21 protein-coding genes are annotated in these 23511 nt (G+C 37.0%); 9 read left to right on the forward strand and 12 right to left on the reverse strand.

Features of this window, described 5'->3' with window-relative positions:
- Positions 1–29: 29 nt before the first annotated feature.
- A complete protein-coding gene (locus tag LUA91_RS08280; protein WP_231425580.1) occupies positions 30–1265 on the reverse strand; it encodes a DEAD/DEAH box helicase in 1236 nt (411 codons plus the stop codon).
- A gap of 503 nt (positions 1266–1768) precedes the next feature.
- Between LUA91_RS08280 and LUA91_RS08285 the strand changes: the two genes are divergently transcribed.
- Both LUA91_RS08285 and LUA91_RS08290 read left to right on the forward strand, forming a co-directional pair.
- Positions 1769–2347, forward strand: a complete 579-nt coding sequence (locus LUA91_RS08285) for an RNA polymerase sigma factor (protein ID WP_010599220.1) — start codon at positions 1769–1771, stop codon at positions 2345–2347.
- Complete coding sequence (locus LUA91_RS08290) at positions 2340–3629, forward strand: carboxypeptidase-like regulatory domain-containing protein (RefSeq protein ID WP_231425581.1); 1290 nt, start codon at positions 2340–2342, stop codon at positions 3627–3629. Before LUA91_RS08285 ends, LUA91_RS08290 begins: the two co-directional genes overlap by 8 nt.
- A gap of 306 nt (positions 3630–3935) precedes the next feature.
- Here LUA91_RS08290 and LUA91_RS08295 read toward each other — a convergent pair whose 3' ends face one another.
- Together LUA91_RS08295 and LUA91_RS08300 are read right to left on the reverse strand one after the other, a co-directional pair.
- The gene (locus LUA91_RS08295) at positions 3936–4946 is read right to left on the reverse strand and encodes an inorganic phosphate transporter (RefSeq protein WP_231425582.1); all 1011 of its coding nucleotides are present in this window, start codon (positions 4944–4946) and stop codon (positions 3936–3938) included.
- A gap of 12 nt (positions 4947–4958) precedes the next feature.
- On the reverse strand, positions 4959–5600 hold the full coding sequence (locus LUA91_RS08300; RefSeq protein ID WP_231425583.1) for a DUF47 domain-containing protein: 642 nt from the start codon (positions 5598–5600) through the stop codon (positions 4959–4961).
- A gap of 320 nt (positions 5601–5920) precedes the next feature.
- On the opposite strand from LUA91_RS08300, the gene LUA91_RS08305 reads away from it, so the two are divergent.
- From LUA91_RS08305 to LUA91_RS08320, 4 genes are all read left to right on the forward strand, one after another.
- A complete protein-coding gene (locus tag LUA91_RS08305; protein ID WP_231425584.1) occupies positions 5921–7708 on the forward strand; it encodes a hypothetical protein in 1788 nt (595 codons plus the stop codon).
- A gap of 63 nt (positions 7709–7771) precedes the next feature.
- Positions 7772–9604, forward strand: coding sequence for a hypothetical protein (locus LUA91_RS08310; protein WP_231425585.1), 1833 nt, complete (start codon positions 7772–7774; stop codon positions 9602–9604).
- A gap of 54 nt (positions 9605–9658) precedes the next feature.
- Positions 9659–10213, forward strand: a complete 555-nt coding sequence (locus LUA91_RS08315; protein WP_231425586.1) for a LemA family protein — start codon at positions 9659–9661, stop codon at positions 10211–10213.
- Positions 10213–11172: a DUF3137 domain-containing protein gene (locus LUA91_RS08320; protein ID WP_231425587.1), complete on the forward strand. Its 960-nt coding sequence runs from the start codon at positions 10213–10215 to the stop codon at positions 11170–11172. The genes LUA91_RS08315 and LUA91_RS08320 overlap by 1 nt, the downstream gene beginning before the upstream one ends.
- 43 nt (positions 11173–11215) lie before the next feature.
- Here LUA91_RS08320 and LUA91_RS08325 read toward each other — a convergent pair whose 3' ends face one another.
- The 8 genes from LUA91_RS08325 to gltX all read right to left on the reverse strand — a co-directional run bounded on the left by LUA91_RS08325 (position 11216) and on the right by gltX (position 20781).
- Positions 11216–11581: a response regulator gene (locus tag LUA91_RS08325; protein ID WP_231425588.1), complete on the reverse strand. Its 366-nt coding sequence runs from the start codon at positions 11579–11581 to the stop codon at positions 11216–11218.
- Between the two features lie 21 nt (positions 11582–11602).
- Positions 11603–12193 carry a chemotaxis protein CheB gene (locus LUA91_RS08330; RefSeq protein WP_231425589.1) on the reverse strand — a complete coding sequence of 197 codons (591 nt, stop codon included), beginning with the start codon at positions 12191–12193 and terminating at the stop codon, positions 11603–11605.
- Positions 12178–12996 carry a protein-glutamate O-methyltransferase CheR gene (locus LUA91_RS08335; RefSeq protein ID WP_231425590.1) on the reverse strand — a complete coding sequence of 273 codons (819 nt, stop codon included), beginning with the start codon at positions 12994–12996 and terminating at the stop codon, positions 12178–12180. The genes LUA91_RS08330 and LUA91_RS08335 overlap by 16 nt, the downstream gene beginning before the upstream one ends.
- On the reverse strand, positions 12997–13368 hold the full coding sequence (locus LUA91_RS08340) for a PleD family two-component system response regulator (RefSeq protein ID WP_231425591.1): 372 nt from the start codon (positions 13366–13368) through the stop codon (positions 12997–12999).
- A 15-nt stretch (positions 13369–13383) separates the two neighbouring features.
- On the reverse strand, positions 13384–16965 hold the full coding sequence (locus tag LUA91_RS08345) for a response regulator (RefSeq protein WP_231425592.1): 3582 nt from the start codon (positions 16963–16965) through the stop codon (positions 13384–13386).
- A gap of 18 nt (positions 16966–16983) precedes the next feature.
- The gene (locus LUA91_RS08350) at positions 16984–18117 is read right to left on the reverse strand and encodes a hybrid sensor histidine kinase/response regulator (RefSeq protein WP_231425593.1); all 1134 of its coding nucleotides are present in this window, start codon (positions 18115–18117) and stop codon (positions 16984–16986) included.
- A 167-nt stretch (positions 18118–18284) separates the two neighbouring features.
- Positions 18285–19121, reverse strand: a complete 837-nt coding sequence (locus LUA91_RS08355) for a neutral zinc metallopeptidase (protein WP_231425594.1) — start codon at positions 19119–19121, stop codon at positions 18285–18287.
- Between the two features lie 151 nt (positions 19122–19272).
- Positions 19273–20781, reverse strand: coding sequence for a glutamate--tRNA ligase (gene gltX / locus LUA91_RS08360; protein WP_231425595.1), 1509 nt, complete (start codon positions 20779–20781; stop codon positions 19273–19275).
- A gap of 137 nt (positions 20782–20918) precedes the next feature.
- Here gltX and LUA91_RS08365 point away from each other — a divergent pair, with 137 nt between their 5' ends.
- From LUA91_RS08365 to LUA91_RS08375, 3 genes are read left to right on the forward strand one after another with little or no spacing between them, the layout of a single operon-like run.
- Complete coding sequence (locus LUA91_RS08365; protein ID WP_231425596.1) at positions 20919–22124, forward strand: HAMP domain-containing sensor histidine kinase; 1206 nt, start codon at positions 20919–20921, stop codon at positions 22122–22124.
- Complete coding sequence (locus LUA91_RS08370; RefSeq protein WP_231425597.1) at positions 22105–22614, forward strand: DinB family protein; 510 nt, start codon at positions 22105–22107, stop codon at positions 22612–22614. The genes LUA91_RS08365 and LUA91_RS08370 overlap by 20 nt, the downstream gene beginning before the upstream one ends.
- Positions 22604–23026: a hotdog fold thioesterase gene (locus LUA91_RS08375; protein ID WP_231425598.1), complete on the forward strand. Its 423-nt coding sequence runs from the start codon at positions 22604–22606 to the stop codon at positions 23024–23026. Before LUA91_RS08370 ends, LUA91_RS08375 begins: the two co-directional genes overlap by 11 nt.
- 80 nt (positions 23027–23106) lie before the next feature.
- Here the strand turns inward: LUA91_RS08375 and LUA91_RS08380 are convergent, their stop codons facing one another.
- Positions 23107–23472 (reverse strand): DUF6249 domain-containing protein, encoded by a 366-nt coding sequence (locus tag LUA91_RS08380; protein ID WP_231425599.1) that lies wholly within the window; start codon positions 23470–23472, stop codon positions 23107–23109.
- Between the last annotated feature and the right edge of the window lie 39 nt (positions 23473–23511).

The raw sequence follows: 23511 nt of genomic DNA on the forward strand, positions 1-23511 counted from the left end.
GCCAATTAATTAATCGGCGTTTTTATAATTTATGAAGTAGGGCTACTTGGCTTTGGTTTTTTCTTGTGCCAAACCTTTTTCTTGCCATTATTTCTTGGATGTGCAGGCCGCTTTTCCTCAACATGCGTAATCTCCATTGTAGAAACATGTTCAGGCAAAGTCATTCGGGGCACTTCTTTTTCAATCAACTTTTCGATATTATCAAACTTGCGTTTGTCTCTTCCATTAACCAATGTAATGGCCGTTCCTTTTGTGGCCGCTCTTGCTGTTCTACCGATACGGTGTACATAATCTGCAGGATCGCCAGGAACATCGTAGTTAATAACCAAATCAACGCCTTCCACATCAATCCCGCGAGATAAAACATCCGTTCCGATGATAATCGGAAGTCTTCTGTTTTTAAACGCCAATAAAATATCTTCCCGTTCTTTCTGGCCTAAATCAGAGTGAAAGGCTTCAGCTTTAATCTTTAGAGATTTGAAAGTTTTATATAATGCTTTTACTTTTTCTTTAGTTGAGGCGAAAATAATGGCACTTTTATAAGTTTCATCTTTGAAAATATCTGTTAATAAAGCCTGTTTCTGTTGATCGTGAATATTGTAAGCTTGCTGATCAATTCCTTCGGCTGGTTTTGCTATTGAAATGGTAATCTGTTGCGGTTCATGTAAAATACTGCCAGCCATTTTCCTGATTTTTGGCGCCATGGTTGCTGAGAAAAGAAGCGTTTGTCTTTTCTTAGGAAGATAACTTACAATGCGCATAATGTCATCATAAAAACCCATATCAAGCATCCGGTCGGCTTCATCTAAAATCAGGTGTTGCAAGTGCTCCAATTTTAAAACACCAGATGATAAATGCGCCATCAAACGGCCAGGTGTTGCAATAATGATGTCCACACCATCACGCATCGAACGTTTTTGCTGCTCATACGCAATTCCATCTCCACCACCATAAACTGCCAAAGAGCTGATGTTGGTGAAATATGCCAATGCTTCAACCTGTAAATCAATCTGTTGTGCAAGTTCTCGTGTTGGCGCTAAAATCAAAGTATTGTTATGGCGATCTGTAGCACGACTGATTTTTTCCATCACCGGCAACAGGTAACTTGCTGTTTTTCCAGTTCCGGTTTGTGCACAGGCAATAAGATCATGATTATCTAAAATTACAGGAATGGCTTGTTCTTGTATGGGAGTAGCGCTTTTATACCCCATGGCCATCAGGCCTTCGTGTAAATCGGGGTTAAAATTAAAGTCGTTAAAATTCAATCTGTTATGTTTATGTATTTTAGCAAAAGTACCTCAAATTACGGCGAATAGCAAACGCCAATCTACCATGAATTTAGAAATGCGAAATGGCCTGTTTTATTGGCCATTTTTCGATTTTAAAATGTGCGTTTTTAAACCTTTGGCATCCAGCAGTCCCGCCCTCTGCTATAGCCCTCGCCGAAAAAGCTCGGGCTGCCGCTGCGGTCGGGTTTAGAAACATTTTAAGTATACCAATAACGACAAAGTTAGCCTAGGCTTCTGATTTGAAAACCTTAAAAAAAAGCATCAATACTTTATTTATAGCCCCGGGTGAAGCGTTACCCTGCAGCGAAGGAAGCATGACGAAGCGAAGCGTAAAGCGGAAAACGGGAGCATACTTTAACCTGTGTAGTGCCACTGCGCTTCAAAAATAGCTGAATGATGAAAACCAATTTCGCTTAAACCTGTCCTTACTGGAAAATATTTTTTATACTTGAGGATATTTATCATAGCTACCCAATTTTTTGAAGTTTATAAAAAACATAGCTGGGATTAACCAGAAAGATGATGCAGATTTAATTGCCGAGTACAAAAGCACCGGCGATTTAGATGCATTGGGTACGCTTTATAATAAATATATGCACCTGGTATTTGGGGTTTGCCTTAATTATTTTAAGGATGAGGAGCTGAGCAAAGATGCAGTAATGCAGATTTTTGAAGAACTGGTTAAAAAACTTAAAATTCATGAAGTGCAGAATTTTAAAAGCTGGCTACATGTTTTAACGCGAAACCATTGCTTAATGGCGTTGAGAAAATCGTCCAAGCAAAATAACGTTTCTATAGACGATACTTTTGTGGAAAACAGCGAGTTTGTGCATCTGGATATTGACGACACAAAAGAAACGCAGCTCACCATAATGGAAAAGTGCATGGAAACCTTGCCCGAAGAACAACGGAAAAGCGTAGATTTATTTTACCTTCAGGAGAAGTGCTATAAAGAAGTGGCCGACATTACAGGCTATGATATGCTTAAGGTGAAAAGCTATATCCAAAATGGAAAGAGGAATTTAAAGATTTGTATAGAGAAAAATAGTAGTGAATAACGATTGGTTAGATATTGACGTGCTGGAAGATTACCTTGACGGTAAGCTTGACGCTAAGGCTATGCACTTTGTGGAGCGCCAGGCATTGGAAGATCCTTTTATAGCCGAAGCGTTGGAAGGGTTAAAGCAATCGCCAAAGCGTAAACAAACTTTATCTATTTTACAAAAACAACTTTACGATCGCATTTCGGAAAAACCTATTAAACGTAAAATGTGGGGCATTACCACACATCGTTTAAGTATTGCCGCAACAGCTACAGTTGCTTTTATTGCGGTAAGTATTTTGTTTTTTATGCGTGAGACCAATCGTAAAAATGCAGAAACCGCTGCCAGAAAGCAAGAAGGAGTTATTGTAAATTTAGATACCACAACCGAAGTTGCCATTACAAAACCAACTAACGGAGACACAGCATTGGCCAATACAAAATCAGCATTAATTGATAAGGCCATTGTTGACGCCAAAACCGGTGATTTATCTAAAAATACAAAACAGACGCCTGTTGTAAAATCTGCAGATGAAGCTATAGTAGCAGAAACGAATAGTGAAGTGAATTTGAGCAAGGCTAAAGTTCAAATTCCATCTTCAGCTTACGAAGCTAAAAAAGCGTATAGTAAAAGTGACGCTGTTATTGCTGCAGCTCCGGCGGCGGCCTCAAACAATGTAGTATTTAGTGGAAATGTTATCGATCAAAGCAATGGTAAGCCCGTTGAAGGCGCTGTGGTTAAACTTGCTGGATCTAATAAAATAACTGCAACAGATTCTAAGGGATACTTTGCCCTGCCTGCAGACAGTACAGCTAAAGACGAAGATTTATTAATTAACGCTATTGGCTTTAGAGAGCGTCCAATTACAAACGTAAATGATCCGAATGCGATAAGGAATGCCATGACGGGTGATAAATCAATTAACGAAATTGCGGCTATAATGGGCTCTAATGGCCGTAAAAAAGAGAATATCCCGGCACCTAAAATTATGCTTCGGGCAGAGCAGAACCTGGATGGTAAATCATTAACAGAAATTACAAAACCCGTTCCAGTTTCAACAATTAATTACAGCCAATATTTAGAGAATAACAATAAACTTTATAATGCTAAAGGACCTGAGCAATTTGTAATCTTGAGTTTCAAGGTGAAGAAAAATGGTCGCCCAACGAATGTGAAAGTTATAAAGCCATTAAATAACAAAGCTGATGCAGAGGCTAAACGTCTTATTCAAACCGGACCAGACTGGGTATTACCTAAAAATGGAAATGATTTGGTAGAATTGAGCGTTAAGTTTTAGTTTTTAAACCATACAGTAATTTAGATGATATAGTCTGCCTATTGCTAATATCCATTTCTGGTCTATATCTCTATAGTTCCAGCAATGCCAATATTTAATAAAATAAAAAAAATATAGTAAACAATACAAGCCATATAATCTATATTCCTATATGTTTCACAAAGATATGCCAACAAGAAGCTTTCTCTGTAAGTTTTCTTAATCTTATAAATATCAACAATATTAAAACCCGTATCCAAAGGCTTATAAAACAAAAAAAGACCAAAGCGCAACTGCTTTGGTCTTTTTTATTTATTTCTAATTGTACTATTTGAAGTAGTAGATAGCTCCATAAATAATGGCGGCTAATGTAGCTGAAACCGGGATGGTTAATACCCATGCCCAGATTAGGTTGATGGTTACACCCCAACGTACTGCAGAAACGCTTTTTACTACACCTACACCTACAATCGAACCTGTAATAGTATGTGTTGTAGATACAGGAATACCGAAATGCTCAGTAATACCCAAAGTGATTGCTCCTGCACCCTCAGCAGCAACACCCTCGAGTGCTGTTACTTTGGTAATTTTCGAACCCATTGTTTTCACAATTTTCCACCCACCACTCATGGTACCCAATGAAATTGCCGAATAACAAGCAATTGGCACCCATGCAGGCATAGAATCGAAATCAGGAATAACCTTTGCTGCAATTAATGCTGTAGCAATAATACCCATTACCTTTTGCGCATCATTACCCCCATGGAAGAAACTTAAAGCCGCAGATGATAATAGTTGCAAACGTTTGAACCACTTTTCTGCTGTAGATGGCTTTGCATAACGGCAAATGTTAATGATAATCAATGTTAATACAACCGAAATAACCAAACCAATTATTGGTGCTAAAACGATAAATGATACAATCTTAATAACATATCCCATGTTTACAGCATCCATCGGACTAGCTCCAATAAGTAAAGCATGTGTCATACCAGCACCGGCGAAACCACCGATTAGCGTGTGAGATGAACTGGAAGGAATACCATACCACCAGGTTAAAAGATTCCAAATTATCGCAGCAACTAAACCGGCAAGAATAACTTCTAACGTAATATAATTTTCAATTACCGTTTTGGCAACCGTGTTGGCTACTTTATGATCGGTAAAATAAAAGTAAGCCGCAAAATTAAAAAGCGCAGCCCACAAAACCGCCTGAAAAGGCGTAAGAACTTTTGTAGAAACAACTGTTGCAATCGAGTTAGCGGCATCGTGAAAACCGTTAATGTAATCGAAAGCAATAGCCAGAATTACAACAACAACCAATAAGGTAGTTACCATGTTTGTTTATTATTAAGCGTTTTTAACCAAGATAGTTTCAAGCACATTCGCCACATCCTCGCACTTATCTGTCGCTTTTTCTATTGTTTGCAAAACCTCTTTTTGTTTAATTAATTCAATCGCATTGGTTTCGTATTCAAATAAACGGGCAACCGCCAAAGTAAATACATAATCTGCCTGGTTTTCGCCACTGTTAATGCGGATACAAGCATCGGCAATTACACGGATGTTTTTGAAACTGCGTAATTCTTTTATTGCCTTATCAATATCAGTACACATTTCTACTAAAAGCTCTGCAATTTTAACAATTGGTTCACTAATGGTATTCATGTTGTACATTTGCATGCGGTTTGCAGTACCATAAATATAATCGGCAACATCATCAACAGCAGTAGCCAATTGGTGAATGTCTTCCCTATCAAATGGTGTAATGAAGTTCCTGCTCAGTTCCAAGAAAATCGAATGGGTAATATCATCTCCCACGTGCTCCAGACGCTCAATTTCCTTAAAAATTGTTTTTCTGCTTTCAGCGTCGGCAGTACTAACCATTTCTAAAAGTGCTTCTGAGATTTTTAATGCGTTGCTACCAGCTTGCTCAAAAAGAGGATGGAATTTTCTATCTTGAGGTGTAAAGAACTTAAAAATATTGTTCATGTTAATTTCTAATATGTTGCAAAGCTACAAGCTCAATGTTAAGTTAATGTTAATTCATTAATTATATTAAGAAATTGTTTTGCATTCATTATTAGGTATAAATATTTAGAAGCGATACACTTAGCGTTTCAGATCGATTTGGAAATGTACGCTCTGAACTTTTCGGGAACAGTAGTCCTGCTAAACGCTTTACTCCTCCCGATGAAATATTCCACCATGTTCGCTTATATCAGGTTTATAAACAAGGAACTGTTCAAAACGGCAAATTCCAAAACAAACCTTTCTGTACGCTATCTGTTCTATACTGATAAACCAAAAAAATGACAGCTCAAAACAGGAACAAACTTTGGATTTGGATAGGCAGTATTGTTGGTGGGTTAATTCTCATATTGGCATTTGGCGCCATGTTTATCAGTGCTCAGTGGAAACCTATCTTAACCGAAAAAATTAAGGAAGGTGTTTATAATGGTTCAAATCACCTATATAATATCGATTTTAAAAGCATAAACCTAAATGTAATCACTGGAAGCCTGGCACTCCGTGAGGTAACACTGAAGCCAGATACACTGGTATTTGATTCCCTGAAAAAACAAAAGATTGCTCCTGCACATACTTTTGAAATTAAACTTAAAAAACTTCAGATTACAAGGGTAAGTATTCTAACAGCCTATTTTAAAAAGCGATTGGATATTAACGAGATCTTGCTCGATCGGCCATCAATAAACGTTATATTCAATAAAGTACCTAAGAAAGAAGATACTGTAAAGGTAAAAAAAACGCTTTACGATCAGATTTCCAAAACCTTTAAATCTGCCCGCGTCCATTCCATTAAAATTATCGATGCCGATTTCGATTACATCAATAAAAGTAAATCCGTAAAAACCAAAAACAGCATTAAGCACCTCGATGTAAATGTAAAAGATTTTTTATTGGATTCGCTTTCAGGTACCGATACATCGCGGTTTTACTACACTAAAGATATTTCATTTCAAGTTGCAGGTTACAAATCCAACACAAAAGATAGGATGTACACCATGAAAATAGATACAATTAGCGGCTCTTACTCTTCTAAAAAACTGAATATTAAAGGCTTAACGTTAAAACCACTTTACCCTGAACTTGAATTTACCCGTAAATATAAAATACAAAAAGATCGCTACGATTTGAGCTTTACTAATATTGAGTTTAACGGAATCGATTTTATTAAGCTCAACACTGATCAAAAGCTGGAGGCAAAATCAGTAAAAATCGGACCAGCTAATGTGGCGGTTTTCATGAGCAGGGAGTCTCCGCCGCCTGCAGGGTTAGATAAAGGCAACAATTATCCGCACATGGCTTTGAAAAGATTAAATCTTCCCTTACTTATTGATACCATAAAACTTAAAGATATCGATGTTAAATATTCTGAATATAATCCAGCAAGCAAAAAAGTGGGCTCTGTATCGTTTAAATCACTCACAGGAAATATTTTGAATATCACCAACGATAGTTTGCGTTTGGCAACAAACAATCATGCTATTGCTGATTTAAACACCTTATTAATGGGCTCTGGCAAACTGAATGTTAAAATAGATTTTAATCTTAGCGATCTGAATGGTGCTTTCAGTTACAGCGGCAGCTTAGGGAAATTCGATTTAAAAAACCTCAATTCATTATCAAAAAACCTTGGCCTAATAGAAATTGAAAGTGGAAATATCCAAAATATTAATTTTAAAGCCACTGGTAATCTGCGATCAGCTTCGGGCTCAATGGGTATGTTGTATACCAATTTAAAAGTAAAAATACTTTCGGATAATATTGATGGAGAAGGCACAAAAGAAAAAGGATTATTGTCTTTTTTGGCCAACGCCATTTTGGTTAAAGATGAAAATCCAAGCAAAAGTAATACGCCCAGAACAGCAACCATGACCACTACAAGAATTAATTCAGGTTCATTTTTTAACCTCATGTGGAAGACATTATTTGTAGGTATTAAAGATATTGTTGGTGTTGGTATTGTTCCCGAAAAAAATCCTGTTAAACAGCAAGAGGTTATTGCAAAGAAAGTGAGACAACAAAAAAGAGCAGACCGTAGGGAAGCACGTAAGGCTATAAGAGAAAAAAATTAAGAAGCATTTTTTACAGTACAATTATATAATGTATATTGCTGTGAATACCATTCCTCTCGTTGAATGCCTGATACCAAAAGAAGAAGAATTAAAATTTTAAAATGGGTTGCTGCAATATTACTGATCATTATTGCATTACTTGCAGGGTTATCCTGGTTTTTAAATGTAAAATCGCAACCGCTACTTACCAGTCGCATTAAAACGCTCTTATACAAGTCGACAGATAGCCTGTACACCATAAGTTTTTCAAAAGTATCTACCAATATTTTAACAGGCAGTGCCACACTTTATAATGTAAAAATCACTCCAGATACAAATCGTTTTAATCAGCTCATAACATTAAAAAGAGCACCTAACAATCTTTATACAGTAAAACTAAAGAAACTTCAGGTTAAACATTTCCATCCTTTAACACTTTACAGGCATCAAAAACTCCAATTGGAAGAAGTTATTTTTGATAAGCCTGAAGTGCTGATGATGAATAGACAATTTAATTTTAATGAGAACCGACCACCGAGACCGATCAAATCTCCATATGCGATGATCTCTCAAAACTTAAAGGAATTCCGTATCGATAATATTTTTTTTAAGGATGCAAGTTTTAAATATATCAATAAAAATGTGCCCAAATCTGTTCCATTCGCTATTGATGATTTAAACATAACACTAAAAGATTTGCTTGTTGATTCTACTTCTGCAGAGGATCCAGATCGCTTTTATCTTCTTAAAGATGTAATCATCAACTTAAAAGATTACAACTACCCCACTCCGGATAAGATGTACAACATTAAGCTGAACCAGTTAGATTTCAAAGCATCAACAGGGAGTTTAAAAGTAAATAAATTTCAAGTAGAGCCACTTTACGATGAAATGAAATTTGGCAAAGTTGCTGGTTATGCAAAAGATCGCTTCCATATACAAATGAGCGACATTCTACTTAATGATATCGATTTACCCCTTTATATCAGCAAACAAGAATTCCGAGCAAAAGAAATGGCAATAGCCAATGGATTTATTTCCGTTTTTAACGACAATAGTTTGGGTGTAAACTATTCTCCTTCGGATAGTTTGGAGAACAGGGTTCGCCGATTTCCACACCAACTATTGCAGCAAATGACTGCACCTGTGCTCATCCAGAAAATAAAACTGAAAGACGTTGATGTAAGTTATGCCGTTTATAATGGAGAAAGCCAGCAAAGAGGGAAAATTTCTTTCGAAAAAACTTCCGGCGTATTTAAAAACGTAACCAACCTAACTAAAATAAAGGCTATAAATCCTTTTATGGAAGTAAACTTAAATACTTATTTATTGGGTCAAGGGCAATTGGATTTAAAATTTAATTTTAACCTGTTAGCTAAAAATGGTGATTTTACATACAAAGGGCAACTCCATACATTTAATGCTCGGGTATTAAATCAAATTACAAAACCGTTGGGATTGGTGCGCATTAATCGGGGAATAGTAGATAAACTTAAATTTGATTTTAAAGCTAACAATGATGGCGCCAAGGGAAAAGTAGATTTCTATTATTACGATTTATCGGTAGCGCTGATGAAAAATGATCCAAGCAAAGACCATTTAGTAACCCGTGGCTTGTTGTCGATCTTAGCAAATGCATTAATCATTAAGTCAGAAAACCCAAGTTTGGATGGCAAATTCACATCGGCTGCTGTTAATTATAATCGTGTGCAGAACACTTCTTTCTTCAATTTAATTTGGAAAAGTTTATTTATTGGGATAAAAAACAGCGTCGGTATTACCGAACAAAAACAGGAAGAAATAAGAAAGCATATTAAAAATTTTAATGAGATGCGGGAAAATCATCGCATTAGAAAACAAAAAAGATTGCAGCGTAGGCAGCAAAGAGAAAGGGAGGCTAAAAACGAAAAGCGTTAAACATAAAATGTGTAACGTTTTTCTATCTTTAATATCTAAACCAAAAACTAAATCATGATTATCGCCATTATTCTTGTCGTACTCCTACTTATTGGGATTTTCTTTTACAATTCATTAATTGGTAAAAAAAACCAAGTAACCAATGCTTTCTCTGCAATTGATGTAATGCTCAAGAAGCGCTTCGATTTAATACCGAACTTGGTTGAAGTTGTTAAACAGTATACAAATTACGAGTCGGAAACACTTTCGAAAATTGTAGAACTTAGAACCAAGGCCGCAGCGGGCAATATAACCGATGCTGAAAAAGCGCAAATTGATAGTCAGCTAAGTACAAGCGTTAAAGGATTAATGGTTAATGTAGAGAACTATCCTGATTTAAAGGCCAATACCAATTTTATAAATCTTCAGAGCACTTGGGCAGAAAGTGAAGAGCAAATTGCTGCAGCCAGACGCTCTTATAATTCTGCCGTTACCGATTACAATAATTCAATTATGATGTTTCCTGGAAGTTTATTTGCAGGAATGTTAAACTTCCATCCGGTTCCGGTTCTAGAAACTGCTGTTGAAGAACGAAAAAACATAAGCGCAAAAGATCTTTTCAATAGTTAATGCAATTTTTTAGTTTGGCCGGAAATGTAGCCCTTCAAAATGTTTTGGCTACAATGGAGGTGGGGCGTAAAAAAATTGCTTCTACTCAAAAAAAAGGATATTTTTCTATTGGTGGAGGCATTGTGCTTGGCATAGTTGGTTCGATCTTAGGCGTTCCAATGCCATCGATTATAGCCGGATTAATACCTGTTATTTATGGTGGAATTGTGCTCTACAAAATCAACGATGAGCTGCAAGCTTACAAGCAGGCCTACAAACGAGATGTTATTGGCGAAGCACTACAGTTTTTAGATTCGAGTTTAACCATTTCTCCAAAAGATGGCATTTTAGCAAATGAATTTATCCAATCGCAACTTTTTTCTACAGAGCCTGATCGATACAAAACTGAAGATTTAGTATGCGGAAAAGCCGATAAAACAGCATTTTATTTTGCAGAGGTTCATGCAGAATATAAAACCGTAACGCAAACTAAAAATGGAACAAAAACAGAATGGCACGATATTTTTAAAGGAATCATTTTTGTTGCCGATTTTAATAAAAATTTCAATGGTGTAACCATCGTTCGTCCGAAAGATTTTGGGAGTGCCATTGGCGCATGGTTTTCAAATAATCTATTTTCTTTTGGCAGTAATGATGTGATTAAATTAGAAAATGTAGATTTTGCAAAAGCCTTTATTACCTACGGAACAGATCAGGTAGAATCCCGTTATTTGCTAACACCAGCCATGATGGAACGGATCTTGAAATTGAATAACAATTCAAAATATTCTATTTCGCTATCATTTATTCAATCGAGAATGTATATCGGTTTCCCTTTGGACAGAAACTATTTTGAGGCACCTATTTTTAAATCATTGTTAAATCCCGATTTGCTCAACGAAGATATTTCTACGATAAAATTCATGTATGATATTATAAAAGAGCTCGATTTAAATACCAGAATTTGGGGAAAAGGATAAACTTATTGGTATCCTAAAAAACATGAATGCAATAAAGAATTGGCTAACTTAAATGTTTTTTCACAATTGCTTCCAAAGCCTCAATATCAAAAGGTTTGGATAAATAACTATCAGCGCCAGCTTCATCAGCCAGTGCTGAAATATCATTATTTGCAGAAAAGTATATAACGGGAATGTGTTTTAAATTAGGATTACTTTTTATGGCCCTTGTGGCTTGTATTCCACCTAAATCCGGAAGCCAGTTATCCATAAAAATAATGTCGGGCATGTAAGCTGCTACCTGGGATTCAATATCATTTGCTGTTTCCGAGGTTTTAATTTCATAGCCCGCATCTTCCAAAATGAAAGTACAGAGATCTAAAATATCTCTATTGTCATCAAAAACGAATACTTTTTTTGCATCAGCCATAAGTTATCTCCTAAAGGCAGTTTAATTTTTAAAATTTAATTTATTTATAAATTCTGCCATTTCAAAACTATTTAAAATAACATGTGGCTTAGCATTATTTACCGCTTGCTGTGGCATATAAGGCATTACAGCAGTATCGGGATTTTGGATAACCACCAATCCACCCAATTTATTTACCGTTTTTAAGCCTTCTACTCCATCAGCATTTGATCCTGAAAGTAAAATGCATACCAACTCATCCTTAAAAACTTCGGCTGCAGATTGAAAAGTAACATCAATTGATGGTCTGGAAAAATTAACTTTCTCCGAATAATCAAGAGAAATGGTCTGATCATCCTCAATTAACAAATGATAATCTGCGGGTGTAATGTATACATTTCCTTTTAAAATTGGCTGCTTTTCTTCAGCTTCTCTTACACTGAGATTGGTACGGCTTTGTAATAAATCAGTTAGCAATGAATCGTTTCCCGATTTGCGGTGCGTTACCAGTATTATAGGAAAGTTAATGTCGTTTTTTAGATCAGGAAAAATTTCCAAAAGTACATCTAAACTTCCAGCAGATCCGCCTATTATTAAAGCACTACATTTTCTGGATGTTAGAGTTTCCGCCATATTTTCTCTAATTTAACGCGTTTATACTCTTTGGCTTTAGGCCAAAAATCCAGGCTCTCTTTACTTCCTAAAGCCAGGTAACCAAGTTTTTCTAAACTGTTATCAAAAAGCTGAAACACTTTATGCTGCAATTCCTTATCAAAATAAATGAGCACATTTCGACATAAGATAAGCTGAAATTCATTAAATGAATGATCTGAAACCAAGTTATGTGTAGAAAAAATCATTTTACTACTTAAAGATTCATCAAATTTTGCCAATGAATAATTTGCAGTATAATAGGAAGAAAAATCTTTTACACCATCAGAAGCCACATAATTTTCTGAATATCCTTTTAGGTAATTCAAAGGAAACATGCCCTTTTTTGCTTTATCCAAAACGGATGGATTAATATCAGTAGCGTAAATAAGCGATTTTTGTAAAAGATTAAGTTCCTTAAGCAATATTGCCAATGAATAAGCTTCCTCACCTGTCGAGCATCCGGCTACCCAAATTCTGATAAACGGATATGTACCCAAAACAGGCAAAACATCATTTCTTAACGATCTGTAGAAGCCAGGATCGCGAAACATTTCAGTCACATTTACCGTAATTTCCTCTAAAAAACGTTTAAAATATTGTTTATCACTTTTAACCGTATATCTAAATTCAGCAAAGCTAACAAAATTATCCAAGGTGTAAAGCCTGGTAATTCTCCGTTTTATGGATGCATGAGAATATTCCAAGAAATCGTATCCATGCACTTCCAATACATCGCTCAGCAATGCATCAATTTGCTCATTATCTATCGCCTCACTTATCACTTATTTAGTTACCTCGTCTATTTGCATTAATAATTCATCAACATTTATAGGTTTCGATACATAGCCCGATGCACCAGCTGAAAGGCATCTTTCCCTATCGCCAACCATAGCTTGGGCAGTAACAGCAAGTACAGGGATATTTTGCATCCGTTCTGATTTTTTCATTGCAGAAATTGCTTGATAACCATCCATATCGGGCATCATCATATCCATAAGTACAACCGAAACATTTTCGTTGTCAGTTATAATGGAAAAACCTTCTTTTGCGCTGATGGCTGACAAACAATCGAAACCTTTGGCCTTTAAAACAGCTTTTAAAGCGAAAATGTTTCTATTATCATCATCAATAATGAGAATTAATTTTTGAGGCATATTTATTTAAATGGTTTAAGCTTTGTGATGATTTTCGTATAACCAAACGCGTAGAAGTGATACCAACTGATCCATATCAACCGGTTTGCTGATATAATCTGATGCACCCGCAGCAATACATTTTTCACGATCGCCCATCATGGCCTTTGCCGTAACAGCTAAAATTGGCAGATTCCGGTATTTTATATCCTGACGAATGGCCGTTATTGTTTCATAACCATCCAATTCAGGCATCATCATATCCATTAAAACCACATCCACCTGTGGGTTTTCGTCGAGTAATTTTAAAGCTTCTTTACCATCAATGGCAGCCAAGACTTTCATTTGATGCTGCTCCAGCATTTTGGTTAGAGAGAAAATGTTCCTTACATCATCATCTGCAACCAAAACCGTTTTGCCTTTCAGTACATCCTGAAGTTCGGAAAAACCTTTTGGTGTCTTGGTTTTTTCACGGCTTTTTTCTTCTACTAAATGAAGAAACAATCCTGCTTCATCTAAAATCCGTTGGTAAGAGTGGGCTGTTTTTACCACAATCGAATCTGCATACTGTTTTATTCTGCTTTCCTCTCCTTTTGATAGATTTTTGCCAGTAAAAATAATGATTGGTAAATTCTCCAATCCCGGTGTTTTCTTTACTACTTCCAACGTATCATAAGCATGCTTATCAGGAATACCCATGTCCAAAATAACACAATTTACATCTGCTTTGTGCAGGGCAGAAACCCCTTCGCTTACTTTGTCTACAATTTCCGTTTGGATATTGAAATTGCTTAAAAAGTAACTTAGTGCTTTGGCATGCTGCTCGTTTTCCTCAACAATTAATACCTTCTTTGGATGCCTGCTCAATGCATGCTCCAGCTTAGAAAAGATCTCTTGCATGTGCTCAAAAGCAAATGGTTTATTGATAAAATCGACAGCTCCCTTTAATAAACTTTCCTTCTTAACTTGCAAGCTCGACATAATATGAACCGGAATGGGCCGAGTTGCCGGATCTGATTTTAATTCTTCCATTACCTGCCAACCATCTTTTATTGGGAGCTGAATATCCAATAATATAGCTAAAGGCTTATAGGCTTTTGCCATCTCAATCCCTACATCGCCACGCACCGCAACTAAACCTTTATAATTTCGTTTTCGGGTAAAGTCAAGCAATGTTTTGGCAAAAGGTGTATCATCTTCCACAATCAGAATTACCTTATCACCAGGCTGAATATGATCACGATCATCATCAATTTCTTGTGGTATATTCCTTACAGTTAAATGCTGAATTTTTGGTGTTTCCACTAAAACCGCAGCTGGCTTTTGCGCATGGTCTTTAACCTCTTCAAAACCTTTATTTTTATCAATTGGCAAAACCAAAATGAACTCACTGCCTTCGTTTTCTTTACTTTTTAATTCGATATATCCACCCAAAAGTTTTGCCAGTTCTCTACTAATAGATAGACCTAAACCTGTTCCACCAAATTTGCGTCGGGTAGAACCATCGGCTTGTTGGAATGCTTCGAACACCATTCCTTGCTTTTCAGGAGCAATACCAACTCCGGTATCTTTCACGCTAAAAATCAGTGCATTTAAATTTTCATCTTTTTCAATAATAAATTTAACTGATCCCGTAGGGGTAAACTTGATGGCGTTTGATAGTAAATTTTTTAGAATCTGCTCCAAACGCATTTTATCAGTATGGAAAAACTCAGGTACGTTCTTAGCTTTTTCGATAATCAGTTCTAAAGTTTTCTCTTTTGCCAAAGGGTTAAAAAGTGAGCGCATGTTTAGCGCAACATCTTCAACTTTTACATTCGAACGATCGAGCTCCATTTTACCTGCTTCGATTTTTGAAAGGTCTAAAATTTCATCAATCAAGCTCAACAATCCCTGACCAGAACTTTGAATTACCGAAGCATATTCCTGATGTTCTTTATCCATTGCTTCATTTTCCGACATCAACCGCGATAGCAATAAAATTGAATTCAGTGGTGTGCGCAACTCGTGCGACATGTTTGCCAGGAATTCCGATTTGTATCTTGTACTCAATTCAAGCGCTTCGGCCTTTTGCTGAATTTCAACATTTCTTTCCTCAATCAGCTCATTTTTTTCTTCCAGTAAACTGCTTCTTTCCTCTAATTCTTGATTACTCTGAAGCAACTCTTCCTGCTGTACACGAAGTTCTTCTTCCGACGCCTGAAGTTTTTGCGCCTGTGCCTCCAATTCTGCGTTCATGCCTTCCAATTCGCCATGCTGAACCTGTAACTCTTCAGACTGCGCTTGCGTTTCCTCTAACAACTGTTGCAATTTTTGCCGGTTTTGGGCGCCGAGTAGTGAGGTACCAATATCAGACAGAACGGAGTTTAAAAATTGTAGTTGCAGGGCGCTAAATTTAGTAATTGTACCTAATTCCAAACCACCGATGGAAATGCCATTTCTGATTATGGGCAGTACCAATAGTTGTGCGGGCTTAATATTTCCTGTAGCGTGGGTAATGGTTAACTCGGTTTGCGGAACATCTTCAAGCAAAATACTCTTGCCCGATTTTACAGCCTGCCCTATTAATCCTTGTCCTAGTTCCAAAACCTCTACCAAATTTTGTCCTTCTAACGCATACTTACCTTTCAGATGAAGATAACCATCATCTTTGAATAAATAAACAGCTCCAATTTGGCTTTTGGTATAAGTTACCAATACTTCAATAATATCATCAGCTAAGTGGAACACGTCCTTCTCGCCAACCATTTTAACATTTAGGTTGGCTACCCCTGTTTGCAGCCACTCATTTTCTGCGAGAGTATCAAACGATTCTTTCAATGATGATGACATTGTATTGAGCGATTCGGAGAGTTCGCCAATATCATCCTGACTTTGACTATCCAATTTAACGCCGAAATTTCCGATCGATATTTGATGGGCAATTTCTTTAATAGCAGCAATACGCTTTTCCATTTCGTATTTTTTGCTCTCTATTTCTTCCTGAAGTTTTACACGCTCATCAAAATCAACTGAGACTTTTTTGTAGAAAAACAAAGTGATGAGTATGGCTAATGCAGCGGCAATTAAAATTAAGATCGGAGTATATGCGGTAAGTTTATTGAGTTCAACGGTTCGCTCTTCCAGCAGCCTGCGTTCTTCCTCAACCATAGCATTAACGGTTTCCCGTGCCTCATCCATGTATACTTTTCCTTGAAATAAAACGGTAGGATCTACTGCTCCGCCTAACCCTTTAATTTCGATGGTAGATTTAATAATCCCCATTCTTTTCGTTAAAATATTGCGTAAAGTAGCTACATTTTTCTGTTGAGCAGGATTATCTTTTGTTGCAGTTTCAACTCTTTTTAATATCGCAGCAGCTGAATCACTGGCGCCATAATAAGGCGTAAGAAAAACTTTATTTCCGGTGAGCAAAAATCCACGCTGGCCAGTTTCAGCATCTTTTAAGTAAGAAATAATATTTTCAGAATCGAGGATAACTTGATCGCTGTGTTTAACCAGTTCGGTACTTTTAATGAGGTTGCTAATGCTTACATACGAAGCCAAAGAACTAACGAAAAGTATAATCAGCGATAAGCCCAGACCTAAACGTAAATTATTTTTAAGGGTAGTTTTCATTCTATAATTAAAGGATGATTAGATTTGATTTTGAAGAATTTCCTCCTCGGTAATTGGAATGATAAAATAAAATTCAGAGCCTTCATCGGGCACACTATTTACGCCAATAGTTCCACCATGGCGCTTAATAATTTCGGCGCAAATGTAAAGTCCTATCCCCAAACCATTAAACCGGTGACTGTTCTCTTCCACGCGGTAAAACTTGTCAAATATTTTATCTTGCTGCTCACTGGAAATACCAATTCCAAAATCTTTTACTGCTAAATAAAGTTTTCCATCTTTAATATTAATGGTAACGTTTACCTGGTTGGTGCCCGGTGCATATTTAATGGCATTGGTAATAAAATTGATAACCACTTGCTCCAAACGCATTTCATCGCCAAAAATGTTTTCGCTTGTTTTGCCAAGTTTGGTAATTTTAAAATCGGAATTGGATTGTTGCAACATTTCTATGGCATTGTTAACCATATTATCGGCACAGAAGCTTTGCATATTAAACTTCATTTTACCACTTTCAATTTTCGAAATATCCAGCAAATCAACAATGAGTTCGTTAAGTTTTTCGAGCTGAATACTTGCCTTTTCTAAATGGTTTTGAGCCATTTCCTTGTTATCCTTATTCATGCTACGTTGCAAAAGCTGAATATAGCCTTTAACACTGGTTAATGGCGTTTTTAATTCATGGCTGGCAATGCTGATAAATTCATCCTTTTTTTGCTCGGCCTGTTTGCGGAATTCAATTTCTTTAAGCAACTCTTCCTGTACCTCATTCAGTTTTCTGCTTTGCTCGTAAATGCGGTAAAATGTTTTTATTTTAAGTAAAAGGATGTTGATATCAACCGGCTTGATGATATAATCCAAACCGCCACTTAAATAACCTTTTGTGATAAATTTGAGTTCAGTATTTACCGCTGATAAGAATATGATTGCTGTATCTTTTGCCTTGCTAAATCCCGAAATTGCTTCGGCGACTTCAAAGCCGTCCATATCTGGCATTTGAACATCCAGAATTATGAGTACGTAATTGTTCTTTAAAACCTTTTTTAATGCTTCTTCTCCAGATGATGCTGTATCTACCTCAAAATTGTGAGCTTGTAATACTTTCTGTAATGAAATAAGGTTTTCAGGTCTGTCATCAACTATAAGGATCATCTTTTTAAAACAAATACGAGGCTAGGATAATTTATGTTTGGCTTGGAGATAAAGTCTCTTTAACTAGATACAAACAACAAAGTTTTAAAAAGGTTTTAAGTTTTTATGGAAACTTATCTGATGAATAGCTGCAATATTCAATACGCACCAGATAACTGTGTATTTTATTATAATTGACTAAAAGTATCGCCCTGTTTGATATCACCGGTTTCGAAACCTTTTTTAAACCAAAACATGCGTTGCTGTGATGTACCGTGAGTGAAAGAATCGGGTTGTACATCGCCTGTCGCCTGCTTTTGTAATTTGTCATCACCAATGGCATTGGCCGCAGTTAAAGCTTCTTCAATATCGCCAGCTTCTAATTTAAAATCTTTTAGGTTTTGAGCATGGTGCGCCCATAATCCGGCAAAGAAATCGGCTTGTAATTCTAATTTAACAGATAATCGATTGTATTCTTTTTCGCTAACCTGCCCACGGGCCTGATCCAATTTTGCTGAAATACCTAAAAGATTTTGAACGTGATGGCCAACCTCATGGGCAATTACATACGCTTGAGCGAAATCGCCTGCGGCACCAAAGCGATTTTTTAATTCATCATAAAATGATAAATCGATATAAACTTTTTGATCTCCTGGGCAATAAAACGGGCCTACATTTGCGCCCGCTTGACCGCAAGCCGTTTGAACAGCATCTCTGAATAACCTCAATTTTGGGTATTCATATTGTTTGCCCATCGCCTGAAATTCCTTATCCCAAACCTGTTCGGTAGATTCCAATACGCCAGACACAAATACAGCCTGTGGATCGTTTGCAGGAACACCTTGTTTAACTTCTTCAGTACCTTGCGAAGTAGGAATTTGACTCACTACACCTGATAGATCTTTCCCGAAGATTAAACCCAGTACAACAACAATAATTCCTATTCCTCCACCAAGAATAGTTTTGCCCCCGCCGCCGCTTCTTCCGTCTTCTACGTTATTACTGCCTTTACCAAACCATTGCATAATTTTAATTTTTTAGTTTTATGGATAACCTAAATTTTGGGACAATTGTTAGACTAAATTAGAAATAATTTTCCTGATTTATTCTTTTAGGTTTTATAGCAATAAAAAAGCCAGAATAAATATTCTGGCCTTCTCAAAATTATATTTTAAACTAGCTATTAAATACATTAACCGCTTTTGCGATTCTAGCTTTTGTTTCTTCTACACCTAATAATACAGCGATATCAAAAACGCCTGGCCCGAATTTACCACCTACCAGCATAATGCGGAATGGCAGCATTAATTCACCCGGTTTAAATCCCTTTTCTTCGGCCAAGGCTTTAAAAGCAACTTCTTCGCTTGCAGCATCAGTTAAGGTTAATTTCTCTGCAAAAGCATTAAAAAATTCAGCCTTTTCAAGTGTCCATTTTGGTTTAACCGAATTGACATCATACTCAGCTGGGGATGTAAAAAAGTAGCCGCTTTGTGCCACAAAATCTGGTAGAAGCGTACAACGGTCTTTAATCATATTGATAACGATATTTAAGAAATTCTCATTTTGAACTTCAATACCGGCTTTTTGCAATACCATTTTTACGCTCGGCGCCAAACGTTCTGCACTTTGTGATTTGATCCATTCATGGTTGTACCATTTTGCTTTTTCGAAATCGAACTTTGCCCCAGCTTTACTGATTCTTTCAATTGAAAATTTTTCTTCCAGTTCCATTAACGAAAAAAGTTCCTGATCTGTTCCATTATTCCAGCCTAATAAAGCCAACATATTAACAAAAGCTTCGGGCATAAAACCCATTTCTTTAAAACCTTTGGTTACGTCGCCAGTTTTTGGATCGGTCCAGTTCATGGCGTAAACAGGAAAACCTAAACGGTCGCCATCGCGTTTGCTTAATTTTCCATGACCATCAGGTTTTAAAATCAGTGGTAAATGTGCCCAGGCTGGCATATCAGCTTCCCATCCTAAATATTTCCATAACAAAATATGAATTGGTGCTGATGGCAACCACTCCTCACCACGGAAAGCATGAGAAATTTCCATGGCCTTATCATCAACTACGACAGCTAAATGATAGGTTGGCATTCCATCGGCTTTAAGCAAAACCTTATCATCAACAATGGAAGTTTCGAAACTTACATCGCCACGAATCAAATCATAAAAATGAACAATTTCTTCTTCCGGAACTTTTAAACGAACCACATGCGGCGTTTTTGCAGCCAATAATTCTTCAACTTCGCTCAAGGTTAATGTTAAAGAATTGCGCATTCCCATACGTGTAGCCTGGCCGTATTGGAAGTTTGGAATTTCCTTACGTTTTGCATCCAATTCTTCTGGTGTATCAAAAGCGTAATATGCGTAACCATCATTTATCAATTGTTCGGCAAATTTTCCATAACTGGGTTTGCGTTCACTTTGGCGGTATGGGCCATAAGCTCCCGGGTTACTCGGACTTTCATCAGGTGTTATGCCGCACCAGTTTAAACAATCAACAATATATTGCTCAGCACCCTCTACAAATCTGTTTTGATCGGTATCTTCTACACGGAGCACAAAAGTTCCGTTATTCTTTTTTGCGAACAAATAATTAAATAATGCCGTACGAACACCACCTAAATGCAGTCCCCCGGTAGGGCTTGGGGCAAATCTGACTCTAACTTTTTTATCCATAATGAAGCAAAGAGCAGGAAGTAAATGGCAGGGAGCAAGGTGCAATCCATGCTCAAAGCGCTATGCACTATGCTCGGCACAAAGATACAGTTTTTATGTTTTTTCCGTTTTCTTATTGTAATTTGCCTGTCTAAAGCATGAACCCATATCAAAAGAAACGCCGCTGGAAGTTTTTCCTTCTCATATTTGCGATCCTAATCGGCATAGCATCAGTATTTTACACCGATTCTTTTGTAAAGAAAATGGAACGTGAGGAAGCAAATCAATTTCAGCTTTGGGTAAAGATTACCGAGCGATCGATGCTTTTATACGACAACGACAACTTTACTAGTGTTGTTGAGGATGTTCGTGAAAACACAAAAATGCCTGTTATAGTAGTAAATAACGATGGCACAATTTTATCTTCAAGTGGCCTCGACAGTACAAAGACATGGTATCCGGATAATGATAAGTTGGTTTACGACAGTCTCTATTTTGTAAGAGAACTTAAAACCATGAAAAAGCAACACCGCCCGGTGGTGATGAATATTATGGGGCAGGAAAAGCTAGCTTACTACAAAGATTCATTCATTCTCACCCAGCTTCGTTATTTCCCATACATCCAAATGGGTGTGATATTTCTTTTCCTATTAACTGCTTATGCGGCGTTTAGTTCTGCCCGTAGAGATGAACAGGATCATGTTTGGGTAGGCTTGGCCAAAGAAACGGCGCATCAACTCGGTACCCCAATATCCTCACTCATGGCCTGGGTAGAGCTCATGAAATCCAAATTCGATGCAGAGGACGATCCATTAATTGCTGAAATGGAAAATGACATTAAACGTTTAGAGATTATCACCGATCGATTCTCCAAAATCGGTTCGAAACCAATTCTTGAAGACCATACCGTTTACATCGTAATTAGCGATTTTATCCGATACTTTAAAGTGCGCACATCCGATAAGGTAAAGTTTAGCATTACGGGCGATGAACAGGTTCGGGCTTTATTAAATGTGCCTTTGTTCGATTGGGTGATTGAAAACCTGTTGAAGAATGCAGCTAACGCCATTGAAAATGAAGGGTCTATATCTGTTAATATTATCGAAAATTTAGCAAAAGAACAGGTTTTTATTGATGTTACTGACAGTGGAAAAGGTATTCCAAGATCAAAATTTGATGCCGTTTTTCAACCTGGTTATACCACACGAAAACGCGGCTGGGGATTAGGCTTATCGCTAACTAAACGTATTGTAGAGAATTACCACAGTGGAGAAATCTTTGTTAAAGAATCAGAAGTTGGAAAAGGAACAACATTCAGAATCATTTTAAAAAGTAGTTTAAGATATGAACCGACCACAACCTAACGAATATCCGATTTGGGGCGAAACCTACATCAGCAAAGTTGATGGTGATATTATTGAAATTTTAGAAGAACAGGTTTTTAGCATTCAGGCACTTTTTGAACGTAATAAAGAGAAAGAGAACTTTGCTTATGCCAAAGGTAAATGGACTTTGAAAGAAATGCTTGGCCACATTATTGATTGCGAACGCATTTTTGTTTATCGAATGACAGCATTCGCCAGAAACGAAACGCAGCCTTTACCAGGTTTTGAAGAGGATGATTATGTTGCAAACGCCCGTTTTAGCGAGCGCAACTTCGAAGATATGATTGAAGAATTTTCAGTGCTTCGGAAGGCAAATCTATATTTTTTTAAAAGTTTGAATGAAGCAGAGTTAAACAGAAAAGGTGTAGCATCGAACAGAGAAGTAAATGTAAAATCAATTTTATTTATAGCTGCCGGCCACATCATTCATCATCTTGGAGTTTTAAAAGAGCGTTATCATGTGGTTTAAAAATTTTACTGTTGAAGATTTGAATGGCCGTCCGAAAAACCATATTGGTGCTTTATTGGGCATTCAATTTACCGAAATTGGCGTAGATTTTATTGAGGGTACTATGCCTGTTGATGAAAGAACACATCAGCCTGCAGGCATTTTACATGGCGGTGCATCAGTAGTATTGGCCGAAACACTCGGAAGCATTGCATCCTACATGTTAATTGATCCTGAAAAGTATGTTGCTGTTGGCTTAGAGGTTAACGCCAATCACCTACGCCCTGTAAAAACAGGTTTGGTAAGGGGGATTTGTAAGCCCATTCATATTGGCGCTAAAACTCACATTTGGGACATTAAGATATATAACGATCGTGGTAAAATGAGTTGTGTAAGCAGGCTAACTGTTGCTGTAATCAATAAACCCACCTGATACAATACTGCAGATTACGCCGATTATGTAGAAAATCTGCAAGAGTAGGCGTAATCTGTGGGTCTTTCGATGAAAGACAACTATTTTGAAGCTTCCCGATCCAACCATTTCTTTTCAATTACGTAAGAAACGATTAAGCCTAAACCCCCAAAGATGCCGATGCAACCAAAGTAAACCGCTACCGATTGGCTGATCTCACCACTTGTCATATCGCTGCCGAAAACACCTCTCACGGTAAAAAGTGCAACCAATAATCCAAGGCCTAAACCCATAAATAATAAACCGAACTTTAAACTTAAGAAAGGTTGTGGAGTTGCTCTTTGAACTCCTGGATCGATTCCTCTTTCGATCATGGCCATTTTTTCTTTACTTGATAAATAGCGGATCCCGAATATCATCGCAAATGCGCCTAAGAAAAGTGAAATTGGAACTAATATACCTAGCATGTTGTTAATATTTTAAATGTTAATATTCTATTATCTCTT

This window comes from Pedobacter sp. Leaf250 (assembly GCF_920984735.1).
GTDB lineage: Bacteria > Bacteroidota > Bacteroidia > Sphingobacteriales > Sphingobacteriaceae > Pedobacter.

Excerpts from the sequence above, each read along its gene's own strand:
- LUA91_RS08320 (WP_231425587.1), top strand. The coding sequence starts at position 10,213 with ATGCAATTTTTTAGTTTGGCCGGAAATGTAGCCCTTCAAAATGTTTTG.
- LUA91_RS08300 (WP_231425583.1), bottom strand. The coding sequence starts at position 5,600 with ATGAACAATATTTTTAAGTTCTTTACACCTCAAGATAGAAAATTCCAT.
- LUA91_RS08340 (WP_231425591.1), bottom strand. The coding sequence starts at position 13,368 with ATGCCTCAAAAATTAATTCTCATTATTGATGATGATAATAGAAACATT.
- LUA91_RS08380 (WP_231425599.1), bottom strand. The coding sequence starts at position 23,472 with ATGCTAGGTATATTAGTTCCAATTTCACTTTTCTTAGGCGCATTTGCG.
- LUA91_RS08315 (WP_231425586.1), top strand. The coding sequence starts at position 9,659 with ATGATTATCGCCATTATTCTTGTCGTACTCCTACTTATTGGGATTTTC.
- LUA91_RS08370 (WP_231425597.1), top strand. The coding sequence starts at position 22,105 with ATGAACCGACCACAACCTAACGAATATCCGATTTGGGGCGAAACCTAC.
- LUA91_RS08310 (WP_231425585.1), top strand. The coding sequence starts at position 7,772 with ATGCCTGATACCAAAAGAAGAAGAATTAAAATTTTAAAATGGGTTGCT.
- LUA91_RS08375 (WP_231425598.1), top strand. The coding sequence starts at position 22,604 with ATGTGGTTTAAAAATTTTACTGTTGAAGATTTGAATGGCCGTCCGAAA.
- LUA91_RS08325 (WP_231425588.1), bottom strand. The coding sequence starts at position 11,581 with ATGGCTGATGCAAAAAAAGTATTCGTTTTTGATGACAATAGAGATATT.
- gltX (WP_231425595.1), bottom strand. The coding sequence starts at position 20,781 with ATGGATAAAAAAGTTAGAGTCAGATTTGCCCCAAGCCCTACCGGGGGA.
- LUA91_RS08295 (WP_231425582.1), bottom strand. The coding sequence starts at position 4,946 with ATGGTAACTACCTTATTGGTTGTTGTTGTAATTCTGGCTATTGCTTTC.
- LUA91_RS08330 (WP_231425589.1), bottom strand. The coding sequence starts at position 12,193 with ATGGCGGAAACTCTAACATCCAGAAAATGTAGTGCTTTAATAATAGGC.
- LUA91_RS08365 (WP_231425596.1), top strand. The coding sequence starts at position 20,919 with ATGAACCCATATCAAAAGAAACGCCGCTGGAAGTTTTTCCTTCTCATA.
- LUA91_RS08355 (WP_231425594.1), bottom strand. The coding sequence starts at position 19,121 with ATGCAATGGTTTGGTAAAGGCAGTAATAACGTAGAAGACGGAAGAAGC.
- LUA91_RS08305 (WP_231425584.1), top strand. The coding sequence starts at position 5,921 with ATGACAGCTCAAAACAGGAACAAACTTTGGATTTGGATAGGCAGTATT.
- LUA91_RS08345 (WP_231425592.1), bottom strand. The coding sequence starts at position 16,965 with ATGAAAACTACCCTTAAAAATAATTTACGTTTAGGTCTGGGCTTATCG.
- LUA91_RS08350 (WP_231425593.1), bottom strand. The coding sequence starts at position 18,117 with ATGATCCTTATAGTTGATGACAGACCTGAAAACCTTATTTCATTACAG.